This window comes from Micromonospora sp. NPDC049679 (genome assembly GCF_040659735.1).
In the GTDB taxonomy this organism is placed as follows: domain Bacteria; phylum Actinomycetota; class Actinomycetes; order Mycobacteriales; family Micromonosporaceae; genus Micromonospora_I.
In genome coordinates, this window is sequence record NZ_JBFANZ010000022.1 from 1 (window position 1) to 25,508 (window position 25,508).

The 25,508-nt window shown below is 72.0% G+C and carries 23 protein-coding genes and 1 pseudogene; 14 read left to right on the forward strand and 10 right to left on the reverse strand.

Features of this window, described 5'->3' with window-relative positions; genetic code table 11:
• From AB0J06_RS16125 to AB0J06_RS16140, 4 genes and pseudogenes are all read left to right on the forward strand, one after another.
• A pseudogene (locus tag AB0J06_RS16125) lies at window positions 1-242 on the forward strand (hypothetical protein); the annotation flags it as partial.
• Window positions 242-1,462 (forward strand): ATP-binding cassette domain-containing protein, encoded by a 1,221-nt coding sequence (locus tag AB0J06_RS16130; RefSeq protein WP_357429087.1) that lies wholly within the window; start codon window positions 242-244, stop codon window positions 1,460-1,462. The pseudogene AB0J06_RS16125 and the gene AB0J06_RS16130, both read left to right, overlap by 1 nt.
• 2 nt (window positions 1,463-1,464) lie before the next feature.
• Window positions 1,465-2,241, forward strand: coding sequence for an ABC transporter permease (locus AB0J06_RS16135; protein WP_357429089.1), 777 nt, complete (start codon window positions 1,465-1,467; stop codon window positions 2,239-2,241).
• A 59-nt stretch (window positions 2,242-2,300) separates the two neighbouring features.
• A complete protein-coding gene (locus AB0J06_RS16140) occupies window positions 2,301-3,287 on the forward strand; it encodes a glycine betaine ABC transporter substrate-binding protein (RefSeq protein WP_357429091.1) in 987 nt (328 codons plus the stop codon).
• A gap of 96 nt (window positions 3,288-3,383) precedes the next feature.
• Here AB0J06_RS16140 and AB0J06_RS16145 read toward each other — a convergent pair whose 3' ends face one another.
• Together AB0J06_RS16145 and AB0J06_RS16150 are read right to left on the reverse strand one after the other, a co-directional pair.
• A complete protein-coding gene (locus AB0J06_RS16145; protein ID WP_357429093.1) occupies window positions 3,384-4,094 on the reverse strand; it encodes an MBL fold metallo-hydrolase in 711 nt (236 codons plus the stop codon).
• A gap of 112 nt (window positions 4,095-4,206) precedes the next feature.
• Complete coding sequence (locus AB0J06_RS16150) at window positions 4,207-5,613, reverse strand: MFS transporter (RefSeq protein ID WP_357429095.1); 1,407 nt, start codon at window positions 5,611-5,613, stop codon at window positions 4,207-4,209.
• A gap of 112 nt (window positions 5,614-5,725) precedes the next feature.
• Here AB0J06_RS16150 and AB0J06_RS16155 point away from each other — a divergent pair, with 112 nt between their 5' ends.
• The gene (locus AB0J06_RS16155; protein WP_357429097.1) at window positions 5,726-5,926 is read left to right on the forward strand and encodes a hypothetical protein; all 201 of its coding nucleotides are present in this window, start codon (window positions 5,726-5,728) and stop codon (window positions 5,924-5,926) included.
• Between the two features lie 4 nt (window positions 5,927-5,930).
• On the opposite strand, the gene AB0J06_RS16160 is transcribed toward AB0J06_RS16155, so the two are convergent.
• The 3 genes from AB0J06_RS16160 to AB0J06_RS16170 form a co-directional block, all read right to left on the reverse strand.
• On the reverse strand, window positions 5,931-6,377 hold the full coding sequence (locus AB0J06_RS16160; RefSeq protein ID WP_357429098.1) for a hypothetical protein: 447 nt from the start codon (window positions 6,375-6,377) through the stop codon (window positions 5,931-5,933).
• 489 nt (window positions 6,378-6,866) lie between these two features.
• Window positions 6,867-8,372, reverse strand: coding sequence for a hypothetical protein (locus AB0J06_RS16165; protein WP_357429100.1), 1,506 nt, complete (start codon window positions 8,370-8,372; stop codon window positions 6,867-6,869).
• A gap of 46 nt (window positions 8,373-8,418) precedes the next feature.
• Window positions 8,419-9,528 carry a hypothetical protein gene (locus AB0J06_RS16170; protein WP_357429264.1) on the reverse strand — a complete coding sequence of 370 codons (1,110 nt, stop codon included), beginning with the start codon at window positions 9,526-9,528 and terminating at the stop codon, window positions 8,419-8,421.
• Window positions 9,529-9,711: 183 nt separating this feature from the next.
• On the opposite strand from AB0J06_RS16170, the gene AB0J06_RS16175 reads away from it, so the two are divergent.
• Window positions 9,712-10,260, forward strand: a complete 549-nt coding sequence (locus AB0J06_RS16175; protein ID WP_357429102.1) for a hypothetical protein — start codon at window positions 9,712-9,714, stop codon at window positions 10,258-10,260.
• Window positions 10,261-10,430: 170 nt separating this feature from the next.
• Window positions 10,431-11,537: a beta family protein gene (locus AB0J06_RS16180; protein WP_357429104.1), complete on the forward strand. Its 1,107-nt coding sequence runs from the start codon at window positions 10,431-10,433 to the stop codon at window positions 11,535-11,537.
• Window positions 11,538-11,541: 4 nt separating this feature from the next.
• Here the strand turns inward: AB0J06_RS16180 and AB0J06_RS16185 are convergent, their stop codons facing one another.
• Window positions 11,542-13,446: a hypothetical protein gene (locus AB0J06_RS16185; protein ID WP_357429106.1), complete on the reverse strand. Its 1,905-nt coding sequence runs from the start codon at window positions 13,444-13,446 to the stop codon at window positions 11,542-11,544.
• Between the two features lie 131 nt (window positions 13,447-13,577).
• On the opposite strand from AB0J06_RS16185, the gene AB0J06_RS16190 reads away from it, so the two are divergent.
• Window positions 13,578-13,862 carry a DUF427 domain-containing protein gene (locus tag AB0J06_RS16190; protein WP_357429108.1) on the forward strand — a complete coding sequence of 95 codons (285 nt, stop codon included), beginning with the start codon at window positions 13,578-13,580 and terminating at the stop codon, window positions 13,860-13,862.
• A gap of 61 nt (window positions 13,863-13,923) precedes the next feature.
• On the opposite strand, the gene AB0J06_RS16195 is transcribed toward AB0J06_RS16190, so the two are convergent.
• Together AB0J06_RS16195 and AB0J06_RS16200 are read right to left on the reverse strand one after the other, a co-directional pair.
• The gene (locus tag AB0J06_RS16195; RefSeq protein WP_357429110.1) at window positions 13,924-14,208 is read right to left on the reverse strand and encodes an adhesin; all 285 of its coding nucleotides are present in this window, start codon (window positions 14,206-14,208) and stop codon (window positions 13,924-13,926) included.
• Between the two features lie 322 nt (window positions 14,209-14,530).
• Entirely contained in the window at window positions 14,531-15,793 is a 1,263-nt protein-coding gene (locus tag AB0J06_RS16200; protein ID WP_357429112.1) for a hypothetical protein, read from the reverse strand.
• A 286-nt stretch (window positions 15,794-16,079) separates the two neighbouring features.
• Between AB0J06_RS16200 and AB0J06_RS16205 the strand changes: the two genes are divergently transcribed.
• Genes AB0J06_RS16205 through AB0J06_RS16215 form a run of 3 tightly spaced genes read left to right on the forward strand, consistent with a single transcriptional unit; the run spans window position 16,080 to window position 19,264 of the window.
• The gene (locus tag AB0J06_RS16205) at window positions 16,080-17,111 is read left to right on the forward strand and encodes a tripartite tricarboxylate transporter substrate binding protein (protein ID WP_357429114.1); all 1,032 of its coding nucleotides are present in this window, start codon (window positions 16,080-16,082) and stop codon (window positions 17,109-17,111) included.
• Complete coding sequence (locus tag AB0J06_RS16210) at window positions 17,112-17,726, forward strand: tripartite tricarboxylate transporter TctB family protein (RefSeq protein ID WP_357429116.1); 615 nt, start codon at window positions 17,112-17,114, stop codon at window positions 17,724-17,726.
• The gene (locus tag AB0J06_RS16215; RefSeq protein WP_357429118.1) at window positions 17,723-19,264 is read left to right on the forward strand and encodes a tripartite tricarboxylate transporter permease; all 1,542 of its coding nucleotides are present in this window, start codon (window positions 17,723-17,725) and stop codon (window positions 19,262-19,264) included. The genes AB0J06_RS16210 and AB0J06_RS16215 overlap by 4 nt, the downstream gene beginning before the upstream one ends.
• A gap of 97 nt (window positions 19,265-19,361) precedes the next feature.
• Here the strand turns inward: AB0J06_RS16215 and AB0J06_RS16220 are convergent, their stop codons facing one another.
• On the reverse strand, window positions 19,362-20,033 hold the full coding sequence (locus AB0J06_RS16220) for a response regulator (protein ID WP_357429120.1): 672 nt from the start codon (window positions 20,031-20,033) through the stop codon (window positions 19,362-19,364).
• On the reverse strand, window positions 20,030-21,589 hold the full coding sequence (locus AB0J06_RS16225) for a sensor histidine kinase (protein ID WP_357429122.1): 1,560 nt from the start codon (window positions 21,587-21,589) through the stop codon (window positions 20,030-20,032). Before AB0J06_RS16225 ends, AB0J06_RS16220 begins: the two co-directional genes overlap by 4 nt.
• A 147-nt stretch (window positions 21,590-21,736) precedes the next feature.
• On the opposite strand from AB0J06_RS16225, the gene AB0J06_RS16230 reads away from it, so the two are divergent.
• The 3 genes from AB0J06_RS16230 (at window position 21,737) to AB0J06_RS16240 (ending at window position 25,235) form a co-directional block, all read left to right on the forward strand.
• Window positions 21,737-22,708 carry a tripartite tricarboxylate transporter substrate binding protein gene (locus AB0J06_RS16230; protein WP_357429124.1) on the forward strand — a complete coding sequence of 324 codons (972 nt, stop codon included), beginning with the start codon at window positions 21,737-21,739 and terminating at the stop codon, window positions 22,706-22,708.
• A gap of 105 nt (window positions 22,709-22,813) precedes the next feature.
• A complete protein-coding gene (locus AB0J06_RS16235) occupies window positions 22,814-23,767 on the forward strand; it encodes a diacylglycerol kinase family protein (RefSeq protein WP_357429126.1) in 954 nt (317 codons plus the stop codon).
• A gap of 316 nt (window positions 23,768-24,083) precedes the next feature.
• The gene (locus AB0J06_RS16240; protein ID WP_357429128.1) at window positions 24,084-25,235 is read left to right on the forward strand and encodes a YibE/F family protein; all 1,152 of its coding nucleotides are present in this window, start codon (window positions 24,084-24,086) and stop codon (window positions 25,233-25,235) included.
• Window positions 25,236-25,508 lie beyond the last annotated feature (273 nt).

Consider the following 25,508-nt stretch of genomic DNA (forward strand, 5'->3'; position numbering starts at 1 on the left):
GCCTGGCCAACCTCGGCGGCGTCAACTCACTCAACCAGGCCCTGGTCGGCACCCTCGGGGTCGTCGTGCTCGCCCTCGCCATCGACCTGTGCCTGGCGCTGCTCGGCACGCTGACCCGCCCGGGTCGGCGGGCCCGTACCGCGGCCCGGCGCCGGGTCGCGCCGCCCGCCGTACAGGTCGGCGCCACGGCCGCCACCACGCCGGCCGCCATGGCCGCATCCATCAACGCGAGAGGTCAATGATGTCCGACGACGTGATGATCAGCCTCGAGAACGTCAGCAAGCGCTACCGGGGGCAGAAGGCCCCCGCGGTGGAGGACGTGTCGATGACGATCCACCGCGGCGAGATCGTCGTCCTGGTCGGCCCGTCGGGCTGCGGCAAGACCACCACCATGAAGATGATCAACAGGTTGATCGAGCCCAGCAGTGGGCGGATCACCCTCGACGGCGCCGACGTGACCTCGCTCGACGCCACCGAACTGCGCCGCCGCATCGGCTATGTCATCCAGCAGGGCGGACTGTTCCCGCACATGAGCGTCGCGACCAACGTCGGGATGGTGCCGAAGATGCTCGGCTGGGACCGCCGCCGCATCGACGCGCGCGTCGACGAACTGCTCGACCTGGTCGGGCTGGAGCCGGGCCAGTTCCGTAACCGGCTCCCCGGCCAGCTCTCCGGGGGTCAGCAGCAGCGCGTCGGGGTCGCCCGGGCACTGGCGGCCGACCCGCCGGTGATGCTCATGGACGAGCCGTTCGGCGCGACCGACCCGCTGACCCGCGAGCACCTGCAGAACGAGTTCCTGCGGCTGCAGGAGAAGTTGCAGAAGACCATCGTCTTCGTCACCCACGACTTCGATGAGGCGATCAAGATGGGCACCCGGATCGCGGTGCTCGGCGAGCGGTCGATGATCCGGCAGTTCGACACCCCGGAACGCCTCCTCGCCGCCCCCGCCGACCAGACCGTCGCGCAGTTCATCGGCGCCGGCGCCTCGCTCAAGCAGCTCAACCTGCGCCGCGTGGGTGCGATCGAGTACGACCAGGCGCAGCTGGTGCGACCCGACGAGTCGCCGGCCACCGTGCTGCGCCGGCTGGACGAGTCCGGCGACTGGGCGGTGCTGACCGTCGACAGCGACCAGCGGCCGCTGCGTTGGGTCGCCCCGCGCGACCTGACCCCGCACCAGACCAACCTTGAGGGGCTCGGCATCCCCGCCGCGACGGTCGACGCACGGGCCACCCTGCGCGACGCGCTCGACGCGATGCTCACCTGCAGCTGCGGCGCCGCCGTGGTGGTCGACGACGACGGCCGCTACCGCGGCGTGGTGGGCATCGACCGCCTCATGCGGGCGATCGGCGAGATGCGCGACACCGAACGCGACCACGACCGGGGCATCACCGAGCCGGCGTGGCACGGATCGTCCGGGAGCTGGAAGCTCGCGGTGCCGGCCCAGCCGGGGGGATCCCGGTGAGCGTGACGACGACCGCGGCCCCGACAGCCACGTTGACGCCGCCGTCGCGCTGGCGGTCCCTGCTGCGCAGCCATGCGGCGATGCCGGTGGTGCTGGCCGTGGTGCTGCTCGCGACGTACCTCTGGGTGCAGTCGCTGCAGCTCGACGACATCGAGCGGCGGTCGCTCAACGCCGACATCCTCGTCCGGATGCTCGCCGAGCATCTCAAGCTCACCGCGGTGACCACCGTGATCGTGGTGATCGTCGCCGTCGGGGCGGGCATCCTGCTCACCCGCCCCGCGCTGCGGTGGCTCGCCCCGGCCGCGACGGGCCTGGCCAACATCGGGCAGGCGACCCCGGCGATCGGCCTGCTGGTGCTGCTCAGCCTCTGGCTCGGCATCGGCTTCACCACCGCCCTGATCGGGCTGATCGCCTACGCGCTGCTGCCGGTGCTGCAGAACACCATCGTCGGCCTCAACCAGGTCGACCGGAAACTGATCGAGGCCGGCCACGGCATCGGCATGTCACCGCTCGCCGTCCTGACCCGCGTCGAACTGCCGCTCGCCGTACCCGTCATCCTCGCCGGCGTACGCACCGCGCTCGTCCTCGCCGTGGGGGTGGCCACGCTCGCCACCTTCATCGACGCGGGCGGCCTCGGTGGACTGATCGTGACCGGCATCAAGCTCCAGCGCACCCCCGTACTGGTCACCGGCGCGGTCCTCACCGCCGCGCTCGCGCTGTTGCTCGACTGGCTCGGCGGCGTGATCACGGACCTGTTCCGCCCCCGCGGCCTGGGCTGACCACGACCGCCCCGAACCCCTGTCCCCCACCCGACGCCCCTGCGCCATGGAGGTAGTTCATGCTCACGAAAAGGCTCTCCGCCCGCCTGGCGGCCGGCACCGCGCTCGTCGCCGTCGCGCTGTCGACGGGATGCTCCGTGACGACCGAAAACTCCGGTAGCGACGTCTCCGTCGGGGCGGGGTCGATCAAGAAGGACCCGGCGCTCACCGGCCAGACCATCGCCGTCGGCTCGAAGGACTTCACCGAGTCGATCCTGCTCGGGCACCTCACCATGATCGCCCTCAAGGCGGCCGGTGCGACGGTGACCGACCGGACCAACATCAAGGGCGCGGTGAACAGCCGCAACGCGCTGCTCTCCGGGGACGTCGACGTGTCGTGGGAGTACACCGGCACCGGTTGGATCACGTACCTCAACCACACCGACCCCATCCCGGACTCGGCGAAGCAGTACGAGGCGGTGGCCAAGGAGGACAAGGAGAAGCACAAGGTCGTCTGGGCCCGCATGGCGCCGGCCAACAACAGCTACGCGATCGCGGTGCGCGAGGACAAGGCCAAGGAGTGGAACCTCAAGACCGTCTCCGACCTGGCCACCTTCGTCAAGACCAACCCCGCCCAGGCCACGCTCTGCCTGGAGAGCGAGTTCGCCGGCCGCAACGACGGATGGCCCGGCCTGACCAAGGCGTACGGCATGTCCGTGCCGGCGGCGAACATCAAGACCGTCGACACCGGGGTCGTCTACACCGAGACCCAGAAGGGCACCTCCTGCAACTTCGGTGAGGTGTTCACCACCGACGGCCGGATCAGCAACCTCAAACTGGTCACCCTCGAGGACGACAAGAAGTTCTTCCCGATCTACAACCCCGCCCTGACGGTCAACGGCGCCACCGCCGCCAAGTACCCGTCGCTGGCGACCCTGCTCGACCCGATCACCGCCAAGCTCGACGACGCCACCCTGCGCCAGCTCAACGAGCAGGTCGACGTCAAGGGCCAGCCGGCGGCGCAGGTCGCGGCCGACTGGATGAAGAAGCAGGGCTTCATCGCCTGACCGGTAGCGCGTGCCGTCCCCCTGACCACCGGACCGGTCAGGGGGACGGTTGCGTCTGGGCAGCGCGCGCATGCGGGACGGGTACGAGCGCCGCGTTCACCGCAGCCGGGAGAGGAATCTCCTGACCTGTTCGCGGGGCCGGTCGCTGATCTGCGGACCGTGCGTGAAGGCGGCCACGTCGTACTCCAACTCCCCCAGCACGTGCGCCGTCTCCTGCGTCATCCGGAAATCCGAGCAGAAGAACCAGACCGGCCACCGGATGCCCGCGACGTTGAAGAGCGCGTCCCCGGTGATCAGCACCCTGGTCGGCTCGTGCAGCAGCGAGACATGTCCGGGTGAGTGGCCCGGCGTGTGCACGACCCGCAGCCCGCCGCCCACGTCGAGGAGGTCGCCGTCGGCGAGCGGCTCGGCGACCTGGACCGCCGGGAACTTCCCGCGGGGCAGCCGGCTGAAGAGCCGCCCGGCAAACAGCGACTGATCCGGCTCCGGCGCCTGACCCGTCTCCGCGTACGACATGTCGGCCCCATGCACGACCAGCGGTGCCCCGGTGCGGCGGACCATCTCGGCCGCTCCCCCGGCGTGGTCCGGATGGGCGTGGGTGAGCAGAATCCGGGTGACGTCGGCGGGGGTCTTGCCGATCGCGGCGAGCCCCGCGACGATCCGCGCCGGTGCCTTCTTGAGACCGCAGTCCACCAGCGTGACGCTGCCGTCGTCGTCCACGAAGGCGTACGAGTTGACGGCGGCCCGACCCACGGTCGGGATCCGCCAGACGTTGGGGGCGAGCTGTACCGCGGGCGACCGAGCCATGGACGCGACTCTACGCAGCACAATCCAACCGCCACCGATCGTGCGGTTGTGGTGGGCAGAACGGCGCAGTACGCCCCTTATGCGAGGCACCACAACGGCAAGATCGACGCGCTCAGGACACCGCGACCCGGTCCCCGGCCGACGGTCGCGGCGCGGCGGACGCGCCGCGGCGGAGCAGCACGGCGGTCAGCAGGACGGCGACGAGCGCCAGCACGGCCAGCGACCAGAGCACGGTACGCAGCCCGCCGGTGAAGCCCGGATCGGCCAGCCTGCCGCCGGTGGTGGTGGCGAGCACCGAGCCGACCACCGCGATGGCCACGGTCTCGCTGGCGAGCCGGGCGGTGTTGATCATCGCGGCGGCGGTGGCGGCCCGCCCGGGCTCGACGCTGTTGATCGCCTGGGCGTCGAGCATCCCGATCGACAGCCCGATGCCCACCCCGATCGTGAGCAGCGGTCCGGCCAACCCGGGCACCTCGACGCCCGGTCCGAGCACCGTCAGCCAGGCCGCGCCGATGGCGACCACCAGGACGGAGAAGACCACGACGGCCGGCGCCGGGATCCACCGGGTGATCAGCCCGCCCAGCAGCGGGAGCACCAGGGTGGGCGCGGTGAGCAGGATCAGCGCGGCACCCGCCTGGCCGGGGCTCCAGCCGACCACCGCGGTGAAGTACGACGGCAGGTAGACCAGCAGCGGCACCATCACCGTGACGATGGTCGCCGCCGCGACGCAGGTCCCGAGGAAGCGCGGACTGGCGAGCAGGCCGAGGTCGAACATCGGCTCGGCCCGCCGTCGTTCGACGCGCACGAAGACGGCGAACAGCACGGCCGATCCGACGAACGCCGCAACGATCAGCGGGTTGCCCCAGCCCTGCGCGGGCCCCTCCACGAACCCGAAGATGACCAGCAGCAGCGCAGAGGTGAACGTCCCGCTGCCGGCCCAGTCGATCCGGCGCGTCGTCGCCTCCCGCGACTCGGGCAGCAGCGGCACCAGCGCGAGCACGACGACCCCGACGATCGCCGGCCCGCCGAACACCGCGCGCCAACCGAACGCCTCGATCAGCAGCCCGGCGATGGACGGCCCGAACGCCAGGCCGGCCCCGATCACGGTGCCGAACAGCCCGAACACCCGGGCCCGCGCCCGCCCCTGGAAGGCGGCTGCCAGGATGCCGGAGGCGCTGGTGGCGGCGGCCGCCGCACCCACACCCGCGAGTGCGCGTACGACGTCGAGCAGCACGATGTCGCCGGCAACCGCGCTCAACGCCCCGGCCACGGTGAAGATCGCGACGCCGGTCGCGAAGACCCGCCGTCGGCCCAGCAGGTCGGCCAGCGCGCCCGTGGCGAGCATGAAGCTGGCGAAGGTGGCGTTGTAGGCGTTCACCACCCACTGCACGGAGGCGAGGTCGGCGTGCAGGTCGGTGCCGATGTCCGGCAGCGCGACCGAGGCGCCGGTCAGCGAGACCGGCAGCGACACGGTGGACAGCAGTACGGCGACCAGGATGACGGCCGGATGATGGCGCAACGATTCTCCCCGCTAACGGATCACCAAAACCTAGCGCGAGGCAGTGATGACGCCCGGAGCCGCCCGGCAACTACGCAGAATTACCCGCGGCACCCACGACAGAGATGGCGGAGTGGAATACTCCCCGGAATTCAGCCAGCGATCACTCGCCGCCTACCGCTACCGCGACGAGGCCACCCGCGGGCGCGCCGCGACCGCACCGGACCTGCACGACGCTCTGCGGCGGGTCGCCGACGAGGGCTGGTCCCACCTGATCCTCGACGGGAAAGTCTTCACCAGCGTCGCTGATCACGCGGATCGTGGGGAGGGTTAGGGAGTTAGGTCTTGACCAGCTGCAACTCAGGGTCGATCCGGCGGAGTTTGCTGAGCACCTGGTTCATGGAGCCACGGAAGAATCGCGCGTCGGGAGTGAACACGACGTAGACCTTCCAGACCTCGGTCATCACCATCGCGCATTTCGTACGGCCGGTGTCGGCGTCGTGGCCGACGACCCGGAACGTGAGCTTCGAGCCGAGCGCCATGGTCTGTTCGTCGGTCGCCTTTCCCGACAGCACGGTCATGGCCGAGGCCACCCCGGCTCGCCCCTGGTAGACGCCCACGGCCTGCGGCAGCCCGCCGAGCGGGGAGCCGTGGGAGACGGTCCAGTTTCCGCCCAGCCGCAGGATGGTGCGGCAGGTGAGGCCGGCGGCGAACGCCTCCATGCAGGCGTCCGGGGACGCGTGGACGTCGAAATTCCAGGTCCGGGTGTGGTCGCGCAGTCCCATGTTTCCCCCCTGCGAAGTCCCTCCAGCGGGCTGCGTCTCCGGCTTGCCGGTTCCGGAAACGCGACCCGCCGGCCCTGTCTCGAACGATAGGGACGCCAATATCGAAAGGGACTGAGGAGTTCGGTTGAGACCTAAACCGTACTGGCGTGAACGCATCATCTGATCCGCTGGCGGAACCCGACGCGTCGTCGTCGATCAATGGCATGATCGGCAGCGGGGGCGGGTCCGAACCGGTGGCCGACCGGCGCGCCGGCGGCGCACCCACCCCGGCCGCCTTGATCACCAGTCAGCGTTGGCTAGATCACGATCCGTAGCCAACGGGGGGCGTACCGCGTTGATGCAGTGAGCGGGTGTGGTCCGGCGTCGACTGCGACGGCGACCGGTCGCCCAGCGGCTCACCGCTCCTCGACGACTCAGCACCGTCGGGGGTCACGCGGTTGGGGCGGGGCGGGCATCTGACACGGTGTGCCCGCCCCGCCCACCGCCGTTCTACGACCAGTCTTCGGCCGCATCCTGCTCGCTCGGCGTGTACTCCGGCGGCGGTCCACCGTGCGTCCACGGCGTCTCCTCGCGGGTCGGCAACGCCGCGCCCGGCCGGTAGGTGTCGTTCAGCGTCGTGTACGTGACCCGCTCCCCCACCTCCGGCACGCTGCCGGGCGGCGCGGTCAGCGACCGCCCCATCCCGCCGGAGAGTTCGAGCACCACCTCGGTCCTGGACCCGTCGGTCGGCGTGACGAACACGACGGTCGCCTTCTGCGCCGACCGGGCCGGCGAGTAGACCGCCGCGCCGGGCGCCAGCGCCACCGGATCCTCGGCGAGCACCATGATCCGCGGGCGCAGCACGGGACGCTTGCCGGTGTCGTCGACCCGGTCGGGCTTGGCCATCGTCACCACCCCGGCGAACGCCTCCCCGGTCAGCCGGTGGTCGGCCATCACCAGCGGGTCGTCGTAGGCGCGCTGTGCCGCGTATGACGCCTGCGCCCGTTCCAGCCGGTCGAGGCGCTGCGCCGCGGCGACCGCCCCGTCCCGGCGCGGCTGCGGATAGCTCTCCCCCGACTGCACATACTCCGCGTAGCCGGTGAACGCGTCGCGGTCCGCCACCCACCGCCCCTCGACCCGGGCGCCGGGTGTCAGCTCCCGCAGCTTCGCGACGCCGCGCCACATCAGCCGCCAGGTCGGCTCCAGCTGGTCGCGGAGCAGCCGCTCCAATTCCGCGTACGCCAGCAGCCGCGCGCCCTCGTCGTCCAGTGCGGCCTGGTAGGCGGCGATCGCCGGGGCGAGCCGTTCGTTGTCGAAGCCCGGATCGGTGACCGGCCCGGCGGGCGGCCACGTCGCCGGGTCCTCGGCCCGGGCGGCGGCCTGCGGACCGGTGAGGCCGGGCGGCGGGTCGAGCCAGCCGAGCAGCGCGGCGAGGTTCTGGTCCTCCATGGCGCTCTGCCCGGTGGCCCAGTGCAGGGTGAGCGCCTCGGTCATGGCCAGCAGCGCCGACGAGCCGGGATGCTCGGCGCGCTCGGCGAAGAAGGTCAGCCAGCGGCCGAGCAGCGGCACCGACGGGTGGACCGGGTAGTCGCCGTCGGTGCGGCGGAAGCGGGTGGAGCGGCCGAAGAGGCGGACGAAGCTGATCCCGGCCGGGTTGGGCACCAGGATCTGCGGGGCGTCGAGGTAGCGCTGGCGCGGGTCCTTGCCCCGGCCGCCGTCCACCGTCTCCGACACCCCGCAGTGACCGTCCACATAGGCCACGAGGATCGACGCCAGCTCGGCGGCGAAGGCGAAGCGCTGGTCGCGGTTGCGCGGCTGCGCCACGATCAGCAACTTCGGATGGTCCGGGTCGGTGCCGACCAGCGCGGCGAGCGGGGCGTTCGCCTCGCCGGCCATGGTGAGCGGCACGAAGACCAGCGGCCGCTGCGACAGGTGCAGGTGTCGCACGGTGGCGATCGGCTGGGCCACGCCGGCGGCGAGCGCCTGGGCGCGGGCGAGCGCGGTGAGGGTGCTCATGCGCGCCTCCGAACGGCGGCGAGCGGCAGCGCGTACCCGGATCGGGTCATGACAGCACCTCGGAGCGCAGCCGTGCGGCGGCCCGGAGCAGCGCGGCCGCCTCCGCCTGCTCCTCGGTCGGCGGCAGCGTGCCGGCGGCGAGCCCGAGCGCCGTCTCGACCGAGTCGATCCCGCCGAGCTCCTCGCGGACCGACTTGCCGAGCGTCGCGGTCGCGCCGGTGGCCTCGTGGCGGCAGAAGTAGGCGACCTCGCAGGCGGACAGGCACTCGGGGGCGTAGCGGGCCTCGACCGCGGCGAGCGCGGCGGCCAACGACGCGGGCGAGCGGGTGGGGTTGCCGGCGGCGTCGGGCGCCAGGTCGAAGGTCAGCTCCGGCGGCAGCCCCTCGAGGAGCGCGTCGACCTTGGCCATCCGGGAGAGCTGCCGGCGCAGCGTGGCGAGCTGCTTGCGGACGTCGAGCAGCGCCGCGGTCGGCTGGTTGGAGAAGTCGCGGGGGCAGACGAGTACGACGTTGTGCGAGACCAGCTCCGGGTCGTGGCCGGCGTCCTCGAGGAGCTGCCGCATGGCGAGCACGTAGACCGCGGCCTGGATCGCGGCGCCGGAGACCTTGCCCGGGTCGGCCTGGTCGTCGATGACCGCGAACGACTTGATCTCGACGACGTGGAAGCGCCCCTCGATCTGCAACGCGATCAGGTCGGGCTCCAGGTAGACCGGCTGACCGGCGACGTCGAGCCGCAGCAGCGGATGGTCGAAGAGGGTGCCGGCGCCGTCGACGTGACCGGCGGCGCGGGTCAGCAGCTCGCGGGCGCGGGCGTGCCGCTCCTCCTGGCTCTCCTTCCCGTCCGGGGTCTCCAGGTCGTCGTAGGCGACCTCGGGGATCGGCAGCCCCAGCCGTTCGCGAAGCAGCCGCAGCAGCTCGGCCGCGCCGTCCGCCTTGACCTGCGCCTCGAAGACGTTTCCGCGGGCGATCGCGAAGCGCGACTGGCCCGCCGGGGCGGGGAACCCCACCTGGGCGGCGACCCGCTGCTTGTCGATGCCGGCGCTGTCGAGCACCGCGCGCCGGTCGCAGCCGGGGTTGCCGGTCAGCGCGGCGATGGTGCGCGCGTTGTGCCGGCGGGGCGGGAGCGCTCCGCGCAGCCGCCCGAGCCGCTCGTCGATGCCCGTCACGGCTCCACCTCTCCCCGCCACCGTTCGACCCATTCGCCCGAATCCGCCACGCCAGCACGGTACAAGCTCCGCTCCAGCGATGGCCAGGGCAACGCCGCGCGGCGGCGCGGCTAAGGTCCGCCGTCGGGGTGCCGATTGACCTGGGAAGACCGACGACACCAAGGAGTCGATTCCATGACCCGTACGACCCGACGCGGCGTCGCCGCTCTCATCACCGCCGCCGCGCTGAGCGCCGGCCTATTCGCCGCCCCCGCCCCCGTCTCGGCCAAGAGCAAGTCGCCGCGCTGCACCGTGACGGCCGACCAACGGGCGACCGCCGTCGACCAGCTCAACGCCGGCCTCAACGCCCTGCGCGGCCGCAAGCCGACCACCGCGGAGCGCAAGGCCCTCAACGCCGCCGTCGCCGAGCTTGTCCGGGCCGCCCGGGACGCCAAGATGAGCCCCGAGGTACGCAAGGCGAAGCTCGCCGAGCTCAAGGCGCTGCACGCCAAACTGCGGGCCGCGACGACCGCCGAGGAGCGGCTGGCCGTGCGCGCCGAAATGCGCGCGATCGTGCTGGACCTGAAGGCCGCGCGCCTGACCAAGGCGGAGCGCGCCGAGCTCGCCGCCAAAATCAAGGAGTTGAAGGCCGCCCTGCGCGGCAAGCTCACCAAGAGCGAGCGCAGCACCGTCCAGGCCTCCGTCAAGGCGGCGAAGACCGTGCTCACCTGCAAGGTCGTCTGACCCACGCCACTGCGCCGATCGTGCGGTTGTGGGGCCTGGCACACCGGATTCAACGGGGCGCAACGTGGCACCACAACCGCAGGATCGGCGGTGATGGGCGCACGGCGCGCAGTCCTGGGTGGACAGTCGATCGGTGTGGTCTTGTGGATTTGCGTGGCTACATTGGGTGAGTGAGGTCTGTCGATCACCGCGCTGAGCTGGTGAGCGGCGTCTACCGACCGATCCTCCCGGCCCGCCGGGGCGAACTGATGGCGCTGCAACACCTCACCCCCGCGCAGATCCCCCGCATCCAACCGATCCTGCGGATCCGCCCCACCGCACACGGTCCGGTCCGCGACGCGTACGACTTCTTCGTGGCGCTACGCGACCGCGCGCCCTACGGCCTGCGGGTCGCGGTCGACCTCGCCGACCTGCCCGACGTCGCCACGGGGCTGCGCGCGCCGCCGTACGACCTCGGCGAGGACCTCGCCCGGTGGGGCATCCCGATGCTGCCCGTCATCGGACTTGTCGACAGTGGACATCGGCTCGCCGGGCACGGAGCCGCCGCCCGGCTGCACCTCAACCGGGCCATCGTGCGCTTCCGCCCCGACGACTACGCGGCCGGCCAGACGCACGCCACCGACGCGGTGCGGCGGGTGTGGCGCCACACCGGGCTCGCCCCGGAACAGTGCGATCTCGTCATCGACCTGGCGGAGGTCAGCTGCCGGGACGACGTGCGGAGCGCCGAGCAACGCGTACGGCGCATCGTCCTCTGGGCGTGGCACCACCCCTGGCACTCACTGACCCTCGCCTCCGGCGCGATGCCGTCGAGCCTCTCCCAACTCCCGACCGATCGGGCGCAGCGCCTGCAACGCTGGGACGCGCTGCTGTGGGCGCGCGTCGCCGACTTCGGGCTGGACTACGGCGACTACGGCATCTCCCCGCCCGTACCGACCCGCGCGCCGCCGCACGCGCCGCTCCCCACGATGCGCTACACCGCCGACGACGCGTGGTGGATCTACCGGTGGGCGCGGCGCGGCGGTCGCCGCGATGACCGCTTCTACGACCTGTGCCGCGCCCTGGTCGCCTCCGACCACTGGCCCGGCGAAGGCGCGGGCTTCTCCTGGGGCGACCACGAGATCGCCCGGCGGGCCCGCTACACCCCCGGGCCGGGCTCCGCGACGAGCTGGATCGCCTGGGGCACGTCGCACCACCTCGCCCATGTCGCGAGCCGGCTCGCCGCCCGCCCCACCCGACCGGCGCCCTGGCTGAGCCCCCGCGTCGACCACCCGCGCTGACCGGTCAGCCCGCCTCCACCGTCGCCTCGGCGCTTTCTACCGCCGGCGGCGCGGTTTCGACCGGCAGCAGCGGATCCATGCTCAGCCGGGGCAGTGAGATCAGGTCCGGGTTGCACTCCACCGGCACCACCACCGAGCCGCTCGGCTGCCACTGCACCAGCAGCAGCGCGTAGTCGGGCAGGTCCTGCAGCGCGCGCGGCTCCACCGCGTACTCGTAGACCCGCTCCCGGGTCCCGGCCTCGCTCCAGTTGATCGCGTCGGCGACGCTGCGGGTCTGGCTCCAGTTGCGGGTGACGCTCCAGGTGCGGGTCTCATCCCGGCCGCGCGTGGCGATCAGACCGAGCAGCCCGTGCGAGCTGCGTCCCTCGCTGTCGGCGGTGCCTTCGGTCTCCGCCGTGCTGTGCGTCTGCGCGCCGCCGAGCGTGCGGGTCACCCGGGTCAGCGTGAACCGGTGCTGGCGACCGATGAAGTCCGCCGCCTGCCGCGCCTCGTCGTGGTTGGCCAACCGCATGAACCCGACCGCGCCGCCGCCGAGGGTCTGCGCCGACGCGTCGCGCAGGTGCCGGAAGAGCAGGACCAGGCGCACGCCGCGCCGCTCGCACAGGTCGCTGAGCCGCTCGATGTCCCGGCGCGGCAGGTCGTCGGCGCCCGCGATGACCAGGCTGCCGAGTTCCTCAGCGCCGGCCGCGACCCGGCGGATCAGCCACTGCACGACGAGGTCGTCCAGCAGTTCGCCGCGCGCGGTGCGCCCGTCGGTCGCGGCGGCGAGACAGGTCAGGGTGGCGGGCTCGCGGACCCGGCGGCGGGTGCCGAGGGCGGCCAGCGGAGTCAGGTACGCCTCCATCCGGCGCAGCGCGGGGTGGGCCTGCCGACGGACCTCCTCGCCGAACAGTTCCCCCGCGATCCGCTCGCGCTCCCGGGCGGTCAGCACCTCCCCCGGCGACGGCTCCCCGCTCGACGTGTCCCCGGTCGACACCGACACCGACGCGGGGGCCGGCTCATCGAGCAGGACCCGCAGCGCGGCCACCAACCGGGGCATCGACAGGTCGTCGCCGAGCGCGTCGCAGATCGCGGTGAGGATCCGGTCGTCCAGCGCCCGCTCCGCGCGGCCGGCCTGCTCGTCGCCGTGCATCGCCTCGACCAGCACGTCGACCAGTTGCCGACGGTCGAGGCCGGCGAGCAGGTCGCTCTCGGCGAGGTCGTCGGGGAGGAACAGCAGGTCGACGTCGACGCCGTTCTCCTGCGCGACCCGCAGCAGTTCGCGACCGACCGCCTCACCGGAGAAGTCGACCACGGTGAGCGGTGCCCGCGTCGCGAGCAGCGAGGCGCCCAGCACGGTGAGCACGGCTTCCCAGCCCCAGAGGCTGCCGCCGACGATGTCCACCCGCCGCGCGTCCGGGCGCAGCGTCGCCGCCCGCCACTCGGGCAGCGCCTCGATCCGCGTCTCCTCGTCGCGGTCGAACGCGGCCCTGCGGGCGCTCCAGTCGGCGTACGCCCGGTCGTACCAGGCCCGCCGCTCGGCCTCGGCGGCCTTCACCTCGCCCTTCAGCCGTCCGTAGTAGGCCCGGACGAGCGCCATCGCGCCCGCCGTGACGGCGAGAGCCAGCACGGTGAGCGTGCCGAGCGCGGTGCCGGCCCGGTCGTGGACGAGCCCGACCGCGACACCACAGCAACCGAGCAGGAGGGCGGTGGTCAGCCCGACCGCACCGACGGTGATCATCCGGCCGGGCTGCTTGCGCTTGACGGCCTGGGCCCGCGCGATCAGGTCGTACGGCGGCGTGGGCGGGGCCGGCGGCGGGTCGCCGAAGCGGCGGCGGGACCCGTTGCGGTCGGAGAAGATCCAACCGAGCCGCTCCCCCGGCGTGAGCAGCACGGCGGCAGGATCGTCGAGCTGTGGAGACGTCGCCATGGCGACTCACCCCCCATCGACCAGGGTATATCGCCGTGAGTTACCCCGTCGAGCCGCTGCGCACACCCTCCGTGAGGGGTCGCGTCGCGAGCATCCGTCGCTGCGCCCAGCGGCGGCATAGAGTCGCGGGTATGCCGAAAGCTATCTGGCGCGACCTGGTCATCGCCGAGAGCGACAACACCGTGATGGTCGAGGGCAACCACTACTTTCCGCGCTCGACGCTGCGCGAGGACGTGCTGCGCCCCTCGGATACCCACACGGTCTGCCCGTGGAAGGGCACCGCCTCGTACTACACGTTGGAGCACGACGGCGTACGCAGCGAGGACGCCGTGTGGTTCTACCCGGAACCCAAGCCCAAGGCAGAGATGATCCGCGATCGGATCGCGTTCTGGAAGGACGTCGAAGTCATCGACTGACGCTCCTGCGCCGCAACGGCGTCCGGCCTCCCCACCACGTGGGAAGGCCGGACGGCCCGGGTCAGACCGACTGCTCGGCGAGGCCGAACTGCACGGCTCCCTGACCGTCTACCGACGCGTCGAGCGCCTTGTCGTCGAGGAACTCGGCGGCGTCCGGCTCCAGGAACACCCGGGCGCCGGACGCGTCGAGCACCCGGTCCCCCCGGGCCGGCTCGGCCACCAGGCCGATCGTCAGCGCCCCGGCCGTGTCGTCGGTGGCGATGCGCAGCCCGGCGCCCGCCGGCACCTCCTGCTGGGTGGTCAGGTCGCGGATCACCAGCACGGCGTTGTCGGTCAACGTGAGCATCAAAGACTCCTCGTGATTGTCATCGTCGGTGGTTCTTCGGACACGGCTCCGCCGCTTCGGCGCGGCACACGGAGCTGGTCTACGCGGACGAAATGCCCGGCGCGGATGGAGGGCGGCAGGGTGCCGCCGGAGAACGTCGTCAGCTCGCTCGTGGGGCTGACGGGTGGTTCGGCAGGTTGGTTTTTCTCCAAAAATATGGAATTAGGTCAACGGCCGTCCGCACCCCACGTTGCCCCGTCTCGCCCGAAACGTCAAATCCACCCGGCCGCGATGCCGGAGCCGGCCACCACGTGGGACACCGGCTCCGGCGCGGGAAACCCGATCAGTACGCCGACGCGCGGACCGCGAAGACCGAGCGGCTGCCCGCGTACTCGGTCACCGACCAGAGCTGGTCGCGGGCCGCCCAGTAGGAGAGATCCTCCGGCCCGATCGGCAGCGTGTCGGTGTGCATGACCACCGAGCCGCCGGGGGTGAAGGTGGCCAGGTCCCCCTTGTTGCCCGAACCGTCGCTGGTGGAGAGGTAGTACCGGCCGTTGATCGCGGTCGCCCCCTGCATGCTCGTCACCGAGACGTCGTACGCCTGGGTGCCGTGGGCGTAGCCGTCGCTGGATTCGGTGAACATCCGGGTGGTGTAGTCGATCGGGAAGCGGACCAGCCGCGTGCCGGTGCCCGGGCTGGCGTACTCGCCCACGATGACGCTGTCCGGCGTGCTGGTCCGGTCCAACGCGGCGAACGAGAAGGTCAGCGGGGCGTAGCCGCCCGCCGTGGAGCGGGCGTACGAGAGCGCCTGCGGCAGCACGTACTTGTAGCCGTACGCCTGGTACGAGCCGTCGGACTGCAGGCCGATCGCGGCGCCGTTGGTGGTGCTGGTCTCCCACAGGTGGCGCATGTCGAAGACCCGGAAGCCCGCGTTGGTGGAGGCGACGTAGAGGTAGTGGCCGTACCAGAACATGCCGCCGGCGTGGAGGTTGATCGGCCGGAACGAGGCCCTGCCGTCGCTGCGGGTGTACGGCTCCACCAGCAGCACGTGCCGGTAGGTCGGCGCCGACGGCGTCGAGTAGTCCACGAAGGACACCCGGACGCCGCGGTCCACGCCGTCGGAACCGTCGTCGTACCAGCTCACCAGGATCGCGGTGGCCCCCTCGTAGGTGCCGGCGTCGTAGGCGTCCGCCGTGGTGGTGACCGCCTGCGGAATCCAGTAGGCCACGGTGTTGTCGCCACTGTTCCAGCAGAACGACGCCACCCGGTTGGCCGCGCTCGGGGAGCACGCCGTCGCGGCCCGGTTGCCGTCGGCGACGACCGTCGGGACGCTGACGTTGGGCAGCGCCGCGTCCAGGTCGTCGATGAGCGACGAGTAGGAGCTGGCCTTGAGCCGGAAGTTGGCGGCGGTCAGCGTCGTCGCGGCGGCGGAGGGGCCCGGCCCGTCGACCGCCTCCGACGGCCCGGTCGGCTCCTCGGCGTCCGGCGCGGGGCTCGGCGCGGGCTGCGCGACCGGCCGCGGCGCCGGCTGCGCCGACGCGGTCCCGGCGTTGACGCCGAGCAGGACGACCGCGAACGCGGTGATCAACGTGAACCGTGGTGCCACCGTATGCCTCCCCAGGGACAACGGAACGGGGTGATGGCTTGGACCCTGGTCCGGCGCACTGGCGGATGTCAATGAGCTAGGGAAGAAATCCTTCAGATATGCGACGACTGACGGCATCTTCCGCCGCACGCGACACCGACTCTGCTCCGCATCGCCACGACCACAACGACCACAACTTATTCGGCGACCGTAACCGTGACCTGGGTCACCGCCACCGCCACCATCAACGCAACGCGACGGAAACGCCGCGGAAACAGCTGACGTGATCCTGGTCGAGGAGATGGATGTGACGACAATCCGTACCGGGCTGCGGCGCCGGGCTGCGATCGCGGCCAGCGTGCCGCTGCTCGTGCTCGCGGCGACCGGCTGCAACAAGAGCGGCGGCGACTCGGCCGCCAGCGGGCCGGTGAAATACCCGACGAAGTCGCTGCAGCTGATGGCCCCGGCCGCGCCCGGCGGCGGCTGGGACATCACCGCCCGCTCCATGCAGAAGAGCCTCACCGACGGCAAGCTGATCGACCAGTCGGTCGAGGTCTACAACGTGCCCGGCGCGGCCGGCACCCTCGGCCTGTCGCAGCTGGTGACGAAGAACCGCGGCGACGCCCACCAGCTCATGGTGATGGGCCTGGTCATGGTCGGCGGCGTGGTGACGAACAAGTCGCCGGTCAAGCTCGACCAGGCCACCCCGATCGCGACGATCACCGCCGAGCAGGAGGTCATCGTCGTACCCGCGAACTCCAGGTACACGACGCTCAAGCAGCTCATGGACGACGCCAAGGCCAACCCCGCCTCGATCAACTGGGGTGGCGGCTCGGCCGGCGGCACCGACCAGATCCTCGTCGGCCTGCTCGCCAAGGCGGCCGGCGCCGACCCGAAGGCGATGAAGTACGTCGCCTACTCCGGCGGCGGCGAGTCGAAGGCGGCGCTGCTCTCCGGCGACCTGACCGCCGGCGTGTCCGGGGCGAGCGAGTTCAAGGACCTGGTCGCGACCGGCAAGGTCCGCGCGCTGGCGGTCTCCGGGACCACCGGGGTCGACGTCGGCGCCGGCACGCCGGCCCCGACCATCAAGGAATCCGGGTACGACGTCGAGCTGATGAACTGGCGCGGCATCGTGGCGCCTCCGGGCATCAGCGCCGGCGAGAAGGCGGCGATCACCGCGCTCGTCGACAAGCTGCACGCTTCCGAGCAGTGGAAGCAGACGTTGGCCCAGCAGAAGTGGGACGACTTCTACAAGAGCGGCGACGAGGCCGTGGCGTTCTTCAAGTCCGAGAACGAGCGCATCACGGGCGTGCTGGGCGACATCGGGCTGGCCAAGTAGATGGCACTGTCCACACGTGACACGGAGAGGGCGGCGCCGGGGGGTGCCGCCCTCCCCCGCGCGCCGATCGGGCCGCGCATTCTCGGCGCGGTTCTGCTGATCGTCGGCCTCTTCCTGTTCTGGGAGGCCTACCGCGCCGCCGACGGCGACTTCTCCCCGCAGGGGCCCTGGATCGCCCCGGTCGTGGTGACCGGCGGCTGGGTGGCCGTCGCGCTCTGGTACCTGGTGAAGCAGTTCGTCTCCCCCGACCTGCCGGAGTCGACGACGGTGGACCGGCCGGAGTCGGCGGTGCAGACGCTGGCCGCCGCCGCGACGGCGGACGCGCGAGCGGATGACGCGGCCGCGGTGGCCGTACCGGAAACGGAGCGCGACCCCGGCGTGCAGTGGCTGCCGCCGGCGCTGCTCACCGTCGCCCTCTGCGGCTACCTCGCCCTGCTCGACCCCGTCGGCTTCGTCCTCGCCTCGACGCTGTTCTTCGTCGCCGCCGCGCGCATCCTCGGCAGCCGCAGCCTGATTCGGGACGTCGTCGTGGCGATCGCGCTGGCGCTCGGCATCTACCTCGCCTTCACCCACCTGCTCGAACTCCACCTGCCGAGCGGGGTGCTGCCGCTGTGAACGTCTTCGGCGACCTCCTGCAGGGCTTCAGCACCGTACTGAGCCCCGAATACCTGCTCTACGCGGCCATCGGCGTCACCCTCGGCACCTTCGTCGGGGTGCTGCCCGGCATCGGGCCGGCGCTGACCATCGCCCTGCTGCTGCCGGTCACGTTCACCCTGGACGACCCGATCGGCACGTTCATCATGTTCGCCGGCATCTACTACGGCGCCATGTACGGCGGCTCCACCACCTCGATCCTGCTCAACACCCCCGGCGAGTCGGCGTCGGTGGCGACCGCCATCGAGGGTCACCAGATGGCCCGACGCGGACGGGCCCGGGCGGCGCTGGCGACAGCGGCGATCGGCTCGTTCGTCGCCGGCACCATCTCCACGCTGCTGCTGACCCTGTTCGCCAAGCCCGTCGCGTCGCTCGCCACCACCTTCCGCGCGGCGGACTACTTCGCCCTCGCGCTGCTGGCGATGGTCTCGGTGACCGCGCTGGTCGGCCGTTCCCTGGTCCGCGGCCTCATGTCGCTGACCTTCGGACTCTTCCTCGGGCTGGTCGGCCTGGACGGGCTGACCGGGCAGTCGCGATTCACCTTCGGCTCGCTGGACCTGCTCGAAGGCATCGACATCGTGGTCGTCATCGTCGGGCTCTTCGCCATCGGCGAGACGCTCTACATCGCCAGCCGGCTGCGCCAGACCCCCGAGCACATCACGCCGCTGGACCCGGTGCGCGGCGGCTTCGCCTGGATGAGCCGGCAGGAGTGGTCGCGGTCGTGGCGGCCGTGGCTGCGCGGCACCGTGGTCGGGTTCCCGTTCGGCGCGCTCCCCTCCGGCGGCGCCGACGTGCCGACGTTCCTCTCCTACACGTACGAGAAGCACCGGTCGAAGAACAAGGGCGAGTTCGGTAAGGGCGCGATCGAGGGTGTTGCCGGACCGGAGGCGGCGAACAACGCGGCCTTCTCCGGCGTACTCGTGCCGTTGTTGACCCTGGGCATCCCGACCTCGGCGACCGCGGCGGTGATGCTGGCGTCGTTCCAGGTCTTCAACCTGCAGCCCGGCCCGCAGCTGTTCGAGAAGTCGCCCGAGCTCGTGTGGGCGCTGATCGCCTCGCTCTACCTGGGCAACGTGCTGCTGCTGGCGCTGAACCTGCCGCTGATCCGGCTCTGGGTGAAGGTGCTGCAGATCCCCCGCCCGGCGCTCTACGCGGGGATCCTGGTCTTCGCCACGCTCGGCGTCTACGCCGCGTCGAACAGCTTCGTGCAGGTGCTCATCGCCTACGTGATCGGGGTGATCGGGTTCGGCATGCGCCACTTCGGCTTCCCGATCGCGCCGGTGATCCTCGGGGTCATCCTCGGCCCCATGATGGAGTTGCAGTTCCGGCGTACGTTGCTGCTCTCCAACGGGGACCTGTCGGTGCTGGTCACCCGCCCGCTCACCGCCGTGCTGCTGTCCCTGGTGGTCGTCGCGGTGGTGCTGCCGTACCTGCCGCGGATCATCGCGCGGCTGCGCGGCCGCACCGCCGAGCGGCTCGCCTTCGGCGAGGACGACTAGCACCTGCCCCACCCCACCCCGCCCCGCCGCGTTGATCATGGGCAAACACGCGACATTCCGGACTCCGCTATCGCGCGTATGCCCATGATCAACGGGGTCAGGCTCCGGTCCAGCGGTAGCGGCGTTCGGGGCGGCCGGCGGAGCCGTAGCGCAGGCGTACCTCTGCTTTTCCGGCGCCGACGAAGTGCTCGAGATACCGGCGGGTGCTGACCCGCGACAGCCCCACCCGGTCGGCGCACTCGGTGGCCGACAGGTCGCCGTCGGTGATCCGCAGCGCCCCCGCGACCAGCTCGGCGGTCGGCCCGGTCAGCCCCTTCGGCAGCTCGACCGGCGTGGGGCGGAGCGCCACGAAAAGCCGGTCCACATCGTCCTGGGCGACGTCACCGGAGCCGGAGAGCCCGTGGTGGGCGACGGCGTAGCGTTCCAGCCGGTCGCGGAGCGTGTCGAAGCCGAACGGCTTGATCAGATAGTGCACGACCCCGCCGCGCAGGGCCGTACGGATCGTGGTCACGTCGCGGGCGGCGGTCACCGCGAGGACGTCGGCGGTGGCGTCGCCCTCCCGGAGCCGGCGCAGCACCTCCAACCCGGAGATGTCCGGCAGGTAGATGTCGAGGAGCACCAGGTCGGGACGGAGCCGTTCGACCGACTCGATCGCGTCGGCCCCGGTGTGTGCGACCCCGGCCACGGTGAAGCCCGGCACCCGTTCCACGAAGCCGCACTGCACCTTCGCCACCATGAAGTCGTCGTCGACGACGAGCACCCGGATCACGCGGGCGTCCCGACGGTCAACGGCAGCCGGGCCCGGAACGCCGAGCCCTCGACCGCGATGGTCCCGCCCCGGTGCACGCAGACCAGCCGGGTCAGCGCCAGGCCGAGCCCGTGATGGCCGCGCGCCTCGTCCTTCGTGGTGTAGCCCTGCCGGAAGACCTCCTCGGCCAGCTCCGGCGGCACCCCCGGCCCCGAATCGCTCACCGTCACCCGCACCTCGCCGCCCTCGGCCCGCACCGTCACCTCCACCCGGCCGCCCGGCCCGGTCGCGTCGAACGCGTTGTCCACCAGGTTGCCGACCACGGTCACCAGGTCGGCGGCGAGCGCGTCGTCCACCGGAGGCAGGTCCGACTCCGGGGAGATCACCAGCTGTACGCCCTGCTCGGCGGCGAGGCTCGCCTTCGCGATGAGCAGCGCGGCGAGCGACGGGTCGCGGATCAGCGCGGTGACGTCCCGGTTGAGCTCCTCGTGCACCTGGCTCGCGCGCATGACGTAGCGGACCACCTCGTCGTGCTCACCGAGCTCCACCAGCCCGGCGATCGTGTGCAGCCGGTTGGAGAACTCGTGCGCCTGCGCCCGCAGGGTGTCCGTGGTGTGCCGGCTGACGTCGAGTTCGCGGCGCAACGCGGTCAGCTCGGTCCGGTCGCGCAGGGTGGTCACCGAGCCGACCTGCCGGCCGCGGATCACCACCGGGCGCCGGTTGAGCACCAGCACCCGTTCGTCACTGAGCACGATCTGGTCCACCCCGGTCACCCGCCCGGTGAGCACGTCGAGCAGGTGCGGCTCCATCGGCTGGGAGTGCAGGGAGCGCCCCACGGCGGTGTCGGTCAGACCGAGCAGCCGGACGGCCTCGTCGTTGACGAGCGTCACCCGGTCCGCGGCGTCCGTGCCGATCACCCCCTCCTTGATGCCGTGCAGCATCGCCTCGCGGTGCTCGACCAGCCCGGTGATCTCGCGCGGCTCCAGTCCCAGCGTCTGCCGCTTGACCCGCCGGGCCAGCAGCAGCGAACCGGCGACCCCGAGCACGCCGCCGAGGAGCAGATAGGTGACCAGGTTGGTGACGCCGCCGGCGAGCTGCTCGGGCAGGGTCGGGTAGAGGTGGCCGACCACTATCAGCCCGAGGAACCGCCCATCGGACTCGTTCAGGACCGGCACGTGCGCGACGAGGGCCTTGGAGCCGTCGTCGATGACGCCGACCCAGGAGCGCCCGGCGAGGCCGGTGCTCGGCCCGAGCACCGCGGGGCGGCCGGCGTCGGGACCGGTCACCAGTTTTCCGTAGGCGTCGGCGATCAGCACGTACGAGGCCCCGGAGACCGCCCGCGCGCTCTCCGCGACGGCCGCGAGCGCCTCCTGCGCGACAGGGTCACCCAGTCCCAACCGGACCGTACGGTTGATCGCGGCGTTCTCCCCGACCGACCGCAGCCGCGCGCCCTCCTCGAGGCGGAACGCCGCGTCCGACTCGGCGATGGAGACCGCGGCGACCGCGCTGACCACCATGACCACGATGCCGAGCTGGAGCAGCAGGAACTGCCCGGCCAGGGACATCCGCTGGCGCACCGCTCCTCCTCCCCCGCCACCGCACAGGTGCGCGACGACCTGTGCACAGCGTCACGGCAGGTCAGCGGCGCTGTCAACGTCGAAGATCGTGACAACGGCCGGCCGGGCGAGCAGGATCGGCGTCAACCGACGACGGAGGGAGGGCAGATGCGACGGATCCGCGCGCTCGCCGTCGGGCTCACCCTCGTTCTCGCTGCCGCCGGGTGCGTCTCCGACAGCCCCGCCGTCGACCTGCCCGACCTGCGGATCATGGTCCCCAACGCGCCGGGCAGCGGCTACGACGTCACCGCCCGCAGCGCGGCCAAGGTCCTGGAGGACGCCGGGATCACCCGGGGCGTCGAGGTGTTCAACCTGCCCGGCGGCGGGGGCGTCGTGGGCCTGCGCCGACTCGGCTACGAACGCGGCAACGGCCGGTTGATGATGCTGATGGGGCTCGGCGTGGTCGGCAGCCAGGCCGCCGCCGGCGCGCGGGTCACGCTGCAGGACACCACCCCGGTCGCCCGGTTGATCGAGGAGCCGAGCATCGTCGTGGTCACCCGCGACTCGCCGTACCGCAGCCTCGGCGAGCTGGTCACGGCCTGGCGGGCGGCGCCGGCCGCCGTGCCGGTCGGTGGCGGCTCCGCGGTCGGCGGCCCGGACCACCTCGCGCCGATGTTGGTCGCACACGCCGTCGGGATCACCCCGCGCCGGGTCTCCTACCGCCAGTACGACGGCGGCGGTGATCTGCTCGCGGCGATCCTGGACAAGCAGGTGGCGTTCGGCGTCTCGGGCCTGAGCGAGTACGCCGACCAGATCGCCTCCGGCCAGCTGCGGGTCCTCGCCGTCACCAGCGAGCGCCGCGTACCCGGCATCGCCGCCCCCACCCTGCGCGAGGCGGGCGTCGACGTGGTCTGCACCAACTGGCGGGGAATTGTGGCCCCGCCGGATCTGGCCGCACCCGATCTCGATCGCATGCGGGCAGCGGTCGCCCGGCTGCACGCGTCGCCCCAGTGGCGCGCCGTCCTGGAGCGGTACGGCTGGACCGACGCGTACCTCAGCGGGAACGACTTCGGTGCGTTCATGCGGGCCGAGAACGAGCGGCTCGATGCGGTGCTCGGCGATCTCGGCCTGACCGCCTGAGAACCAACCAGCATCGACGATCGTTGGTTTGGCGAGGGAACGCCAGGGTACAAACGCGGTGCCCGAAAAGATCGTCGTCGATCTCAACGCCCGAAGGGTCGTGCCATGTCCCAGCCCCCCACCGGCGACACCCGTCGATCGACGGCCGCCGCCGGCATGCTCGTCGTCACGAACGAGGCGGCGGGACGGACCGAGGGCGACGCGCTCGACGCCGCGATCGACGAGTTGCGCAGCGGCGGCGACGTCGAGGTGGCGAGCTGCCGCCAGGACACCGATCTGGGGCCGACCCTCGACCGGCGCGGCGACCGGCTCCTCGTCGTGGTCGGCGGGGACGGGTCGCTGCACACCAGCCTGAAGTACCTGTGGCGCCGGGGAGAGGCGGCGCGCTGCGTCGTCGGGCTGATCCCGCTCGGCACCGGCAACGACTTCGCGCGCGGCACCGGCATCCCGCTGGACCCCCGCGAAGCCGCGCGTCTCATCGTGCAGGGCGCCTCCCGGCCGGTGGACCTGGTCACCGACGACTCCGGAGGCGTCGTGGTCAACGCCGTCCACGTCGGGGTCGGCGCGGAGGCCGCGGAGGCCGCCCGGCCGCTGAAGCGCCGGCTGCGCCAGGCCGCGTTCCCGGTCGGCGCGCTCCTCGCCGGCGTCCGCACCCGCGGCTGGCGCCTGCGGATCACCCTCGACGGGGCGCTCGTCGCCGACGGCACGCGGCGGGTGCTGATGGCGGGCGTCGCCAACGCCCGGTCCATCGCCGGGGGCACCGCCGTCCTCGGTCCGGACGCCTCCCCCACCGACGGCGCGTTCGACGTGACGGTGTCGTTCGCGGTCCGGCCGCTCGCCCGCCTCGGGTACGGCCTGCGGCTGGTGCGGGGCCGTCATCCGGAGCATCCGGACGTCGTCTACCGCGCCGGTCGGTCGCTGACCGTGGAGGGTGAGCCGTTCCACACCAACGCCGACGGGGAACTCGCCGGGCCGGTCACCCGGCGGACGTGGGCGCTGCGCCCGGCCGCCTGGCGGTGCGTGCTGCCCGGCGCCGGCTGCTCGATCGACCCCCGGTAAGGGGCCCGGCCTGCGCTACCGTGTGCGTCGCGAACGGGAGTAGCTCACCGACCGGAGGGAACGGCCAGTGCGAGGCGATCCGTGGCAGACGGGCGACGACGTGTGGGAGCCGTCGCATCACGACCGGACCCCGACCACCTCCGGCGCCCCGGTGACCGTCCCTGCACAGGCGCCCCCGTCAACTCCGTCGGCACCGACCCCGCCGGCGCCGACTCCATCCGCGGCGGACGAGCCGGCCGGGGAGCCGTCGCCGCACGGTCACGGACACAGTCACGGGGCACCACCACCCACCGCATCGGCCTGTACCCGCAAGGCCGTGATCGCGACCATCGTTCCCGCCGTGCTGGCCACCATCGTCGCGCTCATCGCGCTCTGGCCGACCAACGTCCCCGAGGCACCCGCCGAGAGCGGCGCCCCGAAACGGGCGTACGGGCAGGTGCTGAAGGTCGTCGAGCAGACCTGCGAGGCGGCACCCGAGCCCGGCCTGCCCGGCGCGTTCACGAAGGGGCCGTGCGGGACCGTCACCGTGCGCGTCGAGGAGGGGCCCGGAGCCGGGCAGACGGTGGAGACCGAGCTGCCGCGCGGCGCCGGGGCGCCGCGGGTCGACGTCGACGACAACGTGGTGCTGCTCCAACTGGGCGACGCCATCGAGGGAGCCACCGGCTACACCATCGTTGACCATCAGCGGGGACGGCCGATGATCTGGCTGCTCGCGCTCGCCGCCGCCGTGATCATCGCCTTCGGCCGCTGGCGCGGGCTGAGCGCCCTCGCCGGCCTGGCCGTCAGCTTCGCCGTCCTCCTGCTGTTCGTGATCCCCGCCATCCTGAGCGGCGCCTCGCCGCTGCTGGTCGCCATCGTCGGCGCCGCGACGATCATGTTCGCCGTGCTCTACCTGACCCACGGCCTCAACGTGCACACCTCCGTGGCGATCCTCGGCACCCTGGCCAGCCTCGTCCTCACCGGCGTACTCGCCGCGGTCTTCACCGCGTTCACCGAACTGACCGGCATCGCCGGCGAAGACAGCGCCTTCCTCGCCGTCAGCCAGGGCAACGTCGACATGCGCGGCCTGCTGCTCGCCGGCATCATCATCGGCTCCCTCGGCGTACTCGACGACGTCACCGTCACCCAGGCCAGCACCGTGGCCGAACTGGCCCGGACGCCGATGCCGCGCATCCAGCTCTACCGGGCGGCCACCCGCATCGGCCGCGCCCACGTCGCCTCGGCCGTCAACACCATCGTGCTCGCCTACGCCGGCGCGTCGCTGCCGTTGCTGCTGCTCATCGCGGCCGGCAACCAGAAAGTCGTCGAGCTGCTCACCAGTGAATATCTGGCCCAGGAGATCGTCCGCAGCGCGGTCGGCACGATCGGGCTGGTCGCCTCCGTACCGATCACCACGGCGCTCGCCACCCTCGTCGCGACCAGCGCGCGCTCCCGCGATCCCTACCCGCCGACGTTCAGTGACAGATGATCGCCTTGGCCCCGGCGAACGACGAGCCGCGCCGACTCGCGGGCACTCTTCCCGGCAGAAGCCGATGACCTGCTACCACCTTCGCGTCTCCGACCGCTCTGCAGACAGCGATTAGCAAACGAGCCGCGGGATCGTGTCACGCATCAAGTGAAGCCGCCGCGTAACGCACAGCCCGGTCCGACCGGACGCCTTTTTTGGAGCACAGGGAGCAATACCCGGCGCCGAAACTCAACAGCGTACGGCGCTCAACGCCCTCATTACGGCCGTGGTTCC